6 protein-coding genes and 1 pseudogene are annotated in these 12,075 nt (G+C 41.7%); 1 reads left to right on the forward strand and 6 read right to left on the reverse strand.

Annotated elements, in window-relative coordinates; genetic code table 11:
* Window positions 1-14 precede the first annotated feature (14 nt).
* From HUJ21_RS18180 to HUJ21_RS18205, 6 genes are all read right to left on the reverse strand, one after another.
* Complete coding sequence (locus HUJ21_RS18180; RefSeq protein ID WP_291371988.1) at window positions 15-2,663, reverse strand: DUF4962 domain-containing protein; 2,649 nt, start codon at window positions 2,661-2,663, stop codon at window positions 15-17.
* Window positions 2,660-3,382 (reverse strand): DUF1961 family protein, encoded by a 723-nt coding sequence (locus HUJ21_RS18185; protein WP_291371989.1) that lies wholly within the window; start codon window positions 3,380-3,382, stop codon window positions 2,660-2,662. The genes HUJ21_RS18180 and HUJ21_RS18185 overlap by 4 nt, the downstream gene beginning before the upstream one ends.
* A gap of 259 nt (window positions 3,383-3,641) precedes the next feature.
* Entirely contained in the window at window positions 3,642-5,444 is a 1,803-nt protein-coding gene (locus tag HUJ21_RS18190) for a RagB/SusD family nutrient uptake outer membrane protein (protein WP_291371990.1), read from the reverse strand.
* A gap of 32 nt (window positions 5,445-5,476) precedes the next feature.
* Window positions 5,477-8,767, reverse strand: coding sequence for a TonB-dependent receptor (locus HUJ21_RS18195; RefSeq protein WP_291371991.1), 3,291 nt, complete (start codon window positions 8,765-8,767; stop codon window positions 5,477-5,479).
* Window positions 8,768-8,956: 189 nt separating this feature from the next.
* Window positions 8,957-10,051 carry a FecR family protein gene (locus HUJ21_RS18200; protein ID WP_291371992.1) on the reverse strand — a complete coding sequence of 365 codons (1,095 nt, stop codon included), beginning with the start codon at window positions 10,049-10,051 and terminating at the stop codon, window positions 8,957-8,959.
* Window positions 10,052-10,612: 561 nt separating this feature from the next.
* Window positions 10,613-11,212, reverse strand: coding sequence for a sigma-70 family RNA polymerase sigma factor (locus tag HUJ21_RS18205; RefSeq protein WP_291371993.1), 600 nt, complete (start codon window positions 11,210-11,212; stop codon window positions 10,613-10,615).
* Between the two features lie 393 nt (window positions 11,213-11,605).
* Between HUJ21_RS18205 and HUJ21_RS18210 the strand changes: the two are divergent.
* Window positions 11,606-12,075, forward strand: a pseudogene (locus HUJ21_RS18210) (hypothetical protein); the annotation flags it as partial.

Below are 12,075 nucleotides of genomic sequence, written 5' to 3' on the forward strand. Positions count from 1 at the left end.
GAAAGATTATTAATTTACTGGTTATTGTTTTGTACGTACTGCATTCTAGCTTGCATTTCGTAGGGTACCTGGTCCTTAACCTCTTTAAATAAAGGAAAACCACTTTCATTAATTACCCCCAGTCTGCTACTCCCAGGATACTTTCCTGCATAGGATTGATTCTTCAGGCGCAGCATTTTTCCATGGGAAGAAAAAACCGTTTCTGAAACATGATTTTGAATAAAAAGGTCTGGTGCTGTCTCTAAATCCAGGTTGGCACTGATTGTCCAGTTTCCTATTTTAATTTCTACTTTTCCATTTTCGCTCCATCCTTCAGACAATTCGGAATCGTTCAGGTCCTCCCCTACCTGAATGATGGTGAAAAACCGCATTTTTAAAGATTTTTTAGAGGTACTTGCTTTTAAATGGAATTGGTTATTTTCGTAGGATTTTAATTTCCCATCTTCCCCAAGCGTCCCTCGCCAATTTACAGCATCAACATCAAAGGTATCTTGCAGGTGTAAAAGCAGTTTTTCTGAGGCCCATATTCGCCCCGCTCCAATAGCCGTTTCCTGTTGAACGGCAAAGGTTTGGTTTTCCCTGTTGATTTTCATTTCATCCAGGCTGTGGATAAGCCAGGACCATTCTACCGGATTACCTGCCTCCAGTTCATCATATACAAGAAGCAGGTTCGGTTTTAACAAAATCAGGTGCCTGTAATTTTTCAGAACCGAATAGTCTTCTCCGGTTTCCTTACTCTTATAGGCCATAGATGCATCCCCCTTGGCATATGCCAATTCATCGGCATGCAAAAATCTGGCTATCCATCCAAAAGCCTCCGTACTATATGGCTGGCCCATCCCATCTACCAATATCCCATTCTGGCTTTTGGTGTGCTGGTACCAACCTGTTCTGTGAGGATCGCTCATAGAAACCTTATATCCAGTTCTGTAAAAAAGCTTTTTCCCTCCATACAGCACATTGAAAACGTTCTGATCTGAGAGCATGTGCCCATATGAGCCAAAGGGACTTGAACGCATGGCTACCATCAGGTTTCCCTTTGTATTGCTAATGTCCCTATGCATGGATACCACACCTATGTCATGAAAAGACCTTCCGGTCGGCAAGTCTAAACTGGGTTTAGGATCAGGAATGGATAAATCCCTGGTCTTTGTTAGCCGTATCCACCTGAGAGTAGCATGACCTGATAAATCAGATTTTTCGTATTCTAAACATTTATTGGCATACCAGGAAGCTTTGGAATTATTGGTAAGTTTGGCTAGTTCGAGAGCAAAAGCAACATACTCCGTACCTGGCATATCCATTTCTTCTGAATTATCTGCAAAACCATCCGATGCAGATCCTGGAGGAATATGGTAGATCATCCAATCCACCTGGTTTACATACCAGGGATGTGCATTGATGAAATCAAATCCTGTGAATTTTTTGATATACAATGGTATATCTATCATAGTTTCCATATTCATTCGAAAATAGGAAACCCCTTCTGCCCATCCCCCATCCATTCCTCCCAGGACAGGAGCTTTTGCCAAAAACAATTCATAGGCATATGCCAGCCACTTTGCTGCATCCGGTTCAGCACCGTATACCGCCATACCAGTTTGGAAAAAATAATGAAGGATATGCTGCCAAACATGTCCGCTCAAAACCCTGGACTCAATATTATTGATCCAGTTGGAATAAAAATGAGCTGCCCTGGGCTTAATAGATTGCAGTAAGCCGGCTTTTTGAGTCTCACTGAGTCTGTCAAAAAACGTGTCAAATACCAATGCCATGGATAACATACATCGCGCATCTCCAAAGTCATTGATACTTGAAACCCCTCTTGGTTCCCAGCTGGCTACTTCAAAGGCTATTTGAATGGCTTTTTCAGCATACTCCTCCTTACCGCTTAAAATATAGCCTTCTGATAAGGCCAGAATTGATTCGTAAACCTGGGTCCCCAGTTCCTTGCTGGCATCAAGTCTAAGCTTTTTATTCTGTTCCTCACCTTTACCTTTTTTTAGAGGTTGGCCTTCATTTTCCTCAGGGATGCTGGTCTCAAGGGCTTTTTCCGCATTCAGTAAAATGGCCCGGATATCGCTATTTGGGTCCAGGTGACGAACTTGAGCAAGATCGGCTTGGGTGACAAGTACTCTTGGATGCGATAAAGGCAATGCCTCCAAAAACTGCTCAGCAGTGGGGGACACTATTGACCTTACACTATCAGCTACCCTAAAATGTTGTGTTTCTGACCATTTTCCTCCGGATTTCCTAAATTGCCAGTACCAGGTACCTGTTCCCAACTTCTGATGCGGGTTAAAAATCGCCCAGGGGCTGTCCTTTAATTCGAGTATCTTTTCCGGGTTAGAAAAAATACTATCCGATGATAAACGGGCTTCATACCTGATATTTTCACCTTTTTCAACTGGCCATTTTAAAACCGGTGGATTGGTGAGTGCTACCATGCCTGAAGAAGGTTTTGGATAGTCCAGGTACCTTGGATATACCACTTCCAATTGGTATAGATCTTCAATAGCACCACTCTTATTGTTGGTTTTTCCCCGGCCAAAAAGAATAAAACCTATAAAAATAAATATACCAATGGCAATAAAGACAAAACCTTTAAAACCCATTTTTGTTGATCCAAAAAATCCGTTTGTATTTTCTTTATGATTTCTCATTTAGAGAGTTCCCAAACTTTAAAGTTTCTGTATCGGAAATGCGTCCATTTCATTTGTCGAAAGCCAATTTTACCTTCCTGCAAAACAGGTCCCAGGTCCTTTTCATCAACCCAATCAATGATTTTTCGATTGTCTATATACATCAAAATCCGGGAATCGTTTTTCACCAATTTGAGCTTATGGACTTTTTCAGAGCTTATTGGAATTCCAGGTTCCAATTGCTGAACCAGGTGAAACCCACTGTTTTTCCTCAAGTGTGAAATCTCCCTCCCCGGATTATCTATTCCATTGGCATAATAGGAAATGTGGTAAGCATTTATATGTTCACTTTTGGTATAGTGTCTAAAGGTACCATCCCTTTCGGGAAAAGAAGTATCGAAAATACCGGCACCATTATTCCCCTTGGCGGAAAAGAATATTATACACAAACCGGCTTCAATATTCAGGTTTTGGGCTTCCCATTCAGCAATAAAACTCCCTGGAAAATCCTCCGGACACCAAAATACATGGTGGAATTTTTCTTCCGGAGAATACATCTCCATCCAGCCATCCTGAAACCTGACCCGTCCGGGACCTTCCATTATCCAATCATCCACAGCTCCCTCAGAATCCATATTATTTTGATAGACAAGTTCGCCTTTTTGAATTCCCTGTATTTGACAAAAGCATTCATGATAGGACAATAGCACAGTCAGAAAAAAGAAAACTACCGTTCTCATGTACAAATCGGCTTCATTTTTATTGCAATCTCAGTATTTTAACCAATTACCTGACCCGGTTATCCACACCCTGAGTCTCAGTCAATAGATCAAGAAATGATAACTAACCCCTTGAATCCGGTTACGATTTTGACAGGAAACGATCAGCGTTCGGATAGAGATTGCTAATTAATTTTTAACTAAAAGATGAACCGCGAATTAAAACGGGAAAACAAAAGTCTCCCGTTTTAATCCCAATTCACCCATTCAATTTCGCGGTTCAGTACCCGGGGTTTTGCTGCAAGGGCGGCTGGGTCCTGTCAATTTCGTGTTGAGGAATAGGTCGAAGCAAATGCATTTCTGATAATGCACCATTGGATTTTGTCCAAAAATTATACTTTTGAGTTCTCTCAATTAATTTATTCGTTCTTTTCAGATCAAACCACCTATTGAATTCACCCATTAACTCTCTTGCACTTTCATCCAAAATCATATCAATTGAAATATTGGCAGCGGTGGCTCTGTAGGACTCTGTTTCCAATGAACTTAGAATTTCAGGAAATTTTGCTTTTTGCGGATCCACTCCCTGACCTACTGCCCGATCCAACACTTTATTGTAATAGACCTCTGCACCACCCAAAGAGCCGCCTGTAGCACCTTTCACGATAGCTTCAGCGGCTAAAAGATATGCCTCGGCAGATCGGAACAAAGCAAAATCAAAGGTTCCATGACCATCTCCATAGGGGATGTTTGGTTCCCAAAATTTCCACATGGTGGGTCTGAAAGCAGTAAGCCTTGAAATGGCCTCTCCACTAATGATCTGCTCATGATTCATAACAGCATAATTCTTGGATCCTCCCTCGTCAATTCCCTTGTCAGCACCGGAAGCCGGCCTATTCCATGGAGTCCAATAAGCAACGGTATCTCCTACTTCATAGCTTACCGTCAAGCTTGGATCATCAAAACTATAGGCATAATCATTAACGGGTTGAAGCGCATAAATGATCCGTAGAAAATTATGGGAATAGCGGCTATCGACCTGCGGATCAAATAACCGATACAGAGCGGGTGTGGGTTCATTTTGGTTCAAGTGTCGGTTGTAATCACTGGTTCTACCCCTGCTACCCACCAACTCTGTGTTTCCCGGAAAAATAGAATGGTAATAATTGCCCGGTTCCCGGCCATTTCCTTCCATGGCATTGGTTAGCACATCGTTATTGTATTGAATTGCAAAAACCACCTCACTGTTTTTCGGATCCTGTGAACCTGAATATTGGGTCAACGGATTTTCAGAACGTATGGGAAATAGCGTGTTGTAGGATTCCACCAATGGATAGGCTTCTATCACTTTATCCGCATACTCCAGCGCTTTGTCGAAATCATCTGGATTCCCACCTAGAGAGTTGTTAAAATTCCAGCCACGGGTCAAATATACCTTTGACAGAAGAAACTGTGCCGCCCCTTTGGTCGCCCTGCCATAATCGGTAGCAATCTCTGGAAGGTCGGCCTCTGCTTCTGTTAAGTCTTTGATGATTTGAGAATAAATAGTAGCTGAGGCTATTCTTTCTACCCCGGTATTTGCCGTTATGGTTTCCTCAAGGGGCATGGGTACATCCCCCCAGGTCTGCACCAGGTAAAAATAAGTAAGCGCGCGTAGAAATTTGGCCTCTCCTACTCTTGCCGCTTTGAGGGCCGGATTGGCATAAGTAATGTCTTCGGCCCTACTGATGGCTGCATTGGTCCTGCCAATCTCCCGGTAAAATATATCCCAGGGCCCGATAAATGTTTCCGATGTGATATTTACGTAGGTGTCGAGGGCAGGTCCCTGCCCTACTGCTTTTTCAGTCCAAAGACCATTTTGGAAAAGATCAGTCCCTGGTAAGGCTATGGGATACTGAAGAATAAAATCCCGCAGTAGTGGGTAACATGATTTAATTAAATCCTCGTACCCTGCTTCTGTGGTAACATAAGAATCTGTCGTGATATTTGAAATGGATTCTTCTTTAAGAAAATCCTGGCATCCTGTACCACTCAACATGAGAAGAAAAAACAGGAGCACATTTTGAAAGCTATATTTTTTCATTTTGTAACTATTTTAAATAACAGGAAGAGAAATTAGAAAGATGCACTTACACCAAACTGGAAAATGGAATGGGGAACATCATCTTGGTAAGTACCGGAATTGAATTCAGGATCCATCCAAATATTTTTTTCCTTGGTAAAAACAAACACATTATTGGCCTGACCATAAAGTCTCAGATTACTGAATTTAATGGTATTGAGCAGGCCTGGTGGTAAGGTATACCCTAGCGTAATGTTAGATATTCTCCAAAAGCTGGCATCCTTGTATTGAATGGCCTCCCGGAAAGGGTTATTTTGCCATACACCATAGTAATCATTGGTAGGATTATTTTCGGTCCAATAATTGAGGTTCAATCTATTGTAGCGATTACTACCGAGATCTCCCATGGTACCCTGTAGCAAGCTATTCCTGAACTGCACACCCTGCCGTGTGTACACAAAAATTGACAAATCCCAATCTTTATAGGTAAACATGTTGTTAATTCCAGCCATCCATTTGGGCAACTGATTTCCCAAAATAACCCGGTCATCGATCCCTTCAGAAGAAGAAATCAATCCGTCATTATTCTGGTCAACTACCTTTACCGATCCTGGAACCTGCCCATAAGATAAGGCTTCTTCTGCTTCATCCAACTGCCAGATTCCATCAAATTCATAGTAATAATTGGATCTTAGGGAGTGTCCTACAAAAAGCCTGTTGGCAATATCTTCCTGGACGGTTCCACCGTATAATTCTAATATTTCATTGTGATTGGAAGAAAAATTAACTGTAGTATTCCACCTGAAATTTTGAGTTTGAACATTAACTGAATTTATGGTAACCTCAATTCCCCTATTGAGCAACTTCCCCACATTGGATGTTATCGCTCCAAAACCAAGGGAGGTAGGAATTGCTACATTTTGGATCAGATCATTTGTTTTTTTATTGTAAAGTTCAATTTCCGTATTAACCCGGTTTTCAAGAAAGCCCATGTTGATTCCCAGGTTAAATTCCTCACTATTTTCCCATCTCAATTCAGAATTTCCAATATTCCTTGGGGCATAACCATAAGCAGGGTTACCGTCAAAGTCATATGCTGTCCTGTTCAGATACGCCTGAGTGCTGTAAGGTGCTACAACATCATTCCCTACCCGACCATAGCTTAACCTGATTTTTAAATCTGAAAACAAATTTAAATTTTGAATGAACGCTTCATCTCCGATCCTGTAAGCAATTGCTGCCGAAGGAAAAAATGCCCATTGGTTGCCTTCTGCTAAAACTGAGGAGCCATCATATCTTCCTGTAAGTGTAACCAGGTACTTTTCATTGAAAATATAATTGAACCTTCCCATATAGGACATGATAGACCTTTCTACCAAATCACTCCCTACACCATTGATCTGGGCGGCGGTATTTAGGGCATAAAAACTCGAGTTATATGCCAGGTTTTCTACCCTTATCATGGAGCTTTCAAATCTTTCCTGAAGCGCACTCTGTACAGCTGTAAAATTCAGATCATGTAATCCAGTCTTAAATTTATAATTTAAAATATTATCCCAGGTATAGGAACCATTAAATTGGAAGTCATTTCCGGCGCTGGGCAGTCTGTTTAGCCTGCTTTTGGAATCTGCTCCCCGGAATTCACCTCTTCTGCTGTTAAACACTGAAGCCGACAATGAGGACTTGAATGTTAATCCCTCAAAAGGAGTCAACTCTACATATCCATTGCCTAAGAAACTGGAAACTCTTGTTTCATCCTGAAAATTTTTGGCTGCTACCTCTGTTAAAGGATTATTGACCTGAGTATCCTTAATTCCCATCCAAAAAGCATATCCATCGACATTTTTGTCGTTGGTTTCAGTGGGATTACTTAAATCGTCGTAATAGATGGTACCTGTTGGTCTTGCCCTATATGCATTCCTCAAGGTTTCAAAGGAACCGGTACTTAAAATACTATGGGTATAGTACGTATTAAATCCAACTTTTACTACATTATTCAATTTGCTGTCTGCACTTCCTTTCAGATTGAATCTTTCAAAACCTGTGTGCAAAACATTTCCTCTCTCATTCAAATATCCCGCTGAAAAATAATGAGTGGTATTTTCGTTCCCCCCGGAAAGTGCGATCACGTGACTGGTTTGAAGGGATGGATCTGTAACTTCATCCACCCAATTAACAGATCTTCCATTTTGAACATTCTCCAATTGGGCAGTAGTCCAAATTACCTGAGCATTGGGATTTTCGGCAAGGACCACATCATTGTAGGCTCCGTAAAACTCCTGTGCATTCATTAGGTCCGGCAAAAAAGCAGGTGTTTTGACCCCCGCATAACCCTCATAAGTCACTTTTGTTTTACCCTGCACCCCTTTTTTGGTGGTGATGATTATTACCCCATTGGCACCACGGGCACCATAAATGGCAGAGGATGAAGCATCTTTCAGCACATCCATGGAAGCTATATCACTGGGATTCAAAGTATTTAATTTTCCTCCCATTACTCCGTCAATCACAATCAATGGTTCATTGCTAAAACCAATAGATTGAAGTCCCCTGATATCAATGGTATAATCTGATCCCGGCCGGGAATTGATTTTGTTGACATTTACCCCGGCTACCTGACCTTGAAGTGCCCTGGCTGCCTGTACTGGGTTTTGCCTGATAATATCTTCTGAATCTATTGAACCTACTGCACCTGTCAAATCACTCTTTTTGATTTCTCCATATCCCACTACCACGACTTCCTCCAGAGCTGATGCATCAGGTTCCAAACTAATGTTTAAACTGGATTGGTTGCTAATCGTGACGTTTTGGGCAATGTATCCAATATAAGAAAATACCAAAGTGGCCCCCTCTTCAACCGTCAGGGAATAATTACCATCTAAATCAGTAACGGTACCTGAGGTGGTGCCAAGCACTGTAACCGTAGCCCCTGGTAATGGCTCTCCGTTTTCATCCGTAACTTTACCCGAAATAGTGATGTCATCATATTCCACCAACTCAACCAAACTTTTCTGGTCTGATTTCTTGACATGGATGGTCTCGTTGACTTGCTTGAACCGGAGGTTGGTTTGGGTCGCAATGGATACCAACAAGTCATACAGGCTTTCTCCATTGCTTTCTATGGTCACCAATGGACTGTTCTGGACTTCCCTGCCGGCAAAAACAAAATTGAAATCCGTTATCTTCTCCAGTTCTTTAAAGGCTGTTTCTACCTTTACCTGATTGAGTGAAAGGTTTACGTTTACTTCTTCTATACTTTTCACCTGCGCATTGCCATTCCAGGCAAGCAGCAAACTCATGCTGAGGCATTGTAGGGTGAAAGCCAGGGTAAATAATTTGCTCATGTAAATTACATGCTTAAGTAGGCATTTTTTCATATCTTTACATTGTTTGTTTAGGCTATTCGGTTAAATAAACATTTAACGGAACAGGGATGGCCGTCCCGGTTTCCGCTTACATTGGGGTCATAGGTGTTGACGCACTTGTGGCCCTTTTTCCTTTTTGTTCGTCAGGTTTTGTCCATAGGCGTGTTTTTATTTAAAGTTTAAGGTTACCTGGTCTTCATCTATCCTAAAATCAAATCGGGCAGAATAACTCAGCCCTTCCAATACGTTCTCCAATGTTTGGTTGTGAAATCTCCCCGATAATTCCAAATCATTTCTGGGACGGTTTGCAAAATTTATTTTAACCCCATACCAATTTTCCAAAACCCGTTTAATTTCGATCATAGGGGTATGTTCAAAGACAATGGTCTTTTTGGTCCAGGCCAGCACCTTTTGCGCATCAAAGGCTACTTGTTTTACTTCCTCTCTGTCCAGATTGATTTGCAGGCCCTGCCCCTTATCAAGCCGTGTATTTTGAGAGGGCATCAATTCAAAATCCACTGCCACCAATCCAGTGAACAAGGAAATATCCAAAGGCTCATTTTCAAAGGCTTTGATATTAAAGGATGTACCCAGGGCGGTGGTGGTGACCGGACCGGTTTTGACTTTAAAGGGTCGGCTTTTGTCTTCCGCCACCTCAAAAAAGGCTTCGCCCTGCAACTCCAATACCCGCTGATGGGGCTCGAAATTTTTAATGTACCGAAGGGAACTTCCCGAGTTAAGGATTACCCGGGAACCATCTTGCAAGGTCAGGTTGGACTTCACGCCAGGAGGAGCTAAATGTTCTTCAAATTTGAGGGGCTGCTCTACCAGCTGCGGTGAAGGCTGTGGAAAAAACAAACTGGCCATAAAAGAAAGGGAAAAAGCAAGGGCAAGGATGCCCACCAGCCTGTAAAATTGCATGGACTTGTTGTACTCCCCTCCAGTCCCCTTTTCAAATCTCCTGAGGGTACCCGATGAGTCCAGGGGTATAATTTTTTTGTCCCTGCCATCTACTTGAATTTTATCAAGGGCCTGGTCAATGGTCTTCCAGGTATCCTCTATGCGCTCCTGGCCCACCTTCCTGTCATTTCTGGACATGTTCAATACCAGCTTTCTGGCCTGAACCATATCTTTGTGCTTTCCGGGATTTTCAGCCACATAGGCTTCCCAATAGGTTTTGGTGCCTGTATCGGGATGCAGCACCCATTTTTGGAATTCAGCATCCAAAACAAAATCTTCTACGGTATAATCTCTTTTGCACATGCTATTGGTATTCATACAAAGGAGGCAAGGAAGGGATAAAGTTATCCTTCTAAAAGAAAAAATATTTTAATTTTTTTTAAAAGCCCGATTAAAAGCGGAATGAAACAGAATGAACGAAAAAATCCCCCTCCGCCCTACGCCGCGGCGGAGGGATTAGTTTACGTTCGGATTTACACTATATCAAAAGCCTTGCTTTCCACAGCCGGATTACATTGCCCAATTTTAGCGACAAGCCAGAATTTCAGCAACTCCCCCTTTCCCAAAAGGGCTGGGGGATTTAAAGACGAAAATAGCTCCGTCCTGAAAAAAGTTTACAGATTTAAATTTTATTTATCGTTAGCCATAACGGAAATTTACGGAAATCAGTAAGCGTATAAATGGTATGGGCACAAAAAATGCCCCTTGCCCCTTGATAAGGGGGATCTGTGCACGTTCGGGCTTACCGAATTTAAAAAACCTTGGGGTTTATTAGCCCAATTACATTACCCAATTTCAGGAAAAAATCTCCTTTTCAGCAAATCTCCCTTTCCCAAAGGGGGCTGGGGGATTTTTCCAGACACTTCAAATTAAAAAAAATAACCCTAACAGCAGTGAAACCACATACTTTTTCAGGCTACCAATGGCTTTCCAGGCAAGTGTATATACGGATCGAAGGTTAATGCCCATCATTTTTGATACTTCCTCATAGGAAAACCGCTCAAAATACAGCAACTGTATCGCCTGCTTTTGTCGAAGGGGCAATTTTTCCAACCCTGCCGCCAATTTGATTTGAAGGCTTCTTTCTTGTTGCATCCCAATGAGTTCCCCTTCTTTGGATTCCAAGGATAGCTGCCGGGTCCCCTCATCTCCCAGTTCTTCCCATTTCCATTTGGATCGCTTCTTACTTTCACGGTATATTTTATGGGAGAGGGACCTGAAAAGGTAAACTTTTACATTATCCGCTTTTTGAAGGTTTTGGTGATACTTCCACAGGTCAATAAAAACTTCTTGAATACAGTCCTGCACAAAATCGGCATCATTCACCAAGGCCAGGCCATACTTAAAAAGTTCATGGGCAAATAATCGGTATAAGCCTTCCAAACCATCTCGTTTTCCATTCCGTAACAATAGCCAAAGCTCATTGCGGTCATTAAAGGAAATAGGGTTTTCCTGGTATTTCACGATGGTTATTTTGGGTAAATATTTAATTCAATTCCTAATAATCGGTATAAATTTAAAAATTAGCAAATATTGTTAAGAAAAACCCTCTTATTTAGTAAGTGACGTAAAATCAAACGAAGGAATGGTCATTTTACCATCGAAAAAATCCTTTCACTTCTGCTTTTTTTGCAGAATAGTATTTTTGACAAACTGATCCAGTTTCCTCATTTTGCGCCGGAAACAGCATACCTTGTAGCAGGGCTAACGCAACAATCTCCTCGTAAATGAGTGCCACCCTTTTTTTAAACCTAAAAATTCTTTAAAATTATACCAAACCAGGGATAAAACTCCTCATCCAATCTTACAGGAAAGGGGCCAGAACCGAAAAAAAATTACCACATTCCTTCGAAAACCATGAAAATAATGACCAAAATAGGCGAACCATTTGTTTTTTCTTTCTGTCTTTCCACCCTCGTGTTTTGCTGTCAATCACCGAAAAGCAATAATGTAACGCCTGAAATTGTGGAAGAAAGCTACTATTCCCTGGAAGATTTTGACCGTATAGAAAAAATCGATGCCCATGTGCACCTGAGAACGGATTTCGATACCGTTTTTATACGTCAGGCAGCCCGGGATAAGTTTAGACTGCTGAACGTAAGTGTGTATACCTCTCCAAACCTGACACCGGAAGCACAGGAAAATTTTTCGTTGAAACTCATCAGCGAATTTCCGGATATCGTTACCTATGGTACGACCTTTTCCCTGGAGGGATTTACCAACAACGATTGGGAAAGTAAAACCCTGGACTATTTGGAAAAATCCATTTCCAGGGGGGCCAAAACGGTAAAGGTCTGGAAAAATATTGGCATGGAGTTGAAAAATGA

Origin of the sequence: Cyclobacterium sp. (assembly GCF_014762705.1) — a bacterium.
Classification (GTDB): domain Bacteria; phylum Bacteroidota; class Bacteroidia; order Cytophagales; family Cyclobacteriaceae; genus Cyclobacterium.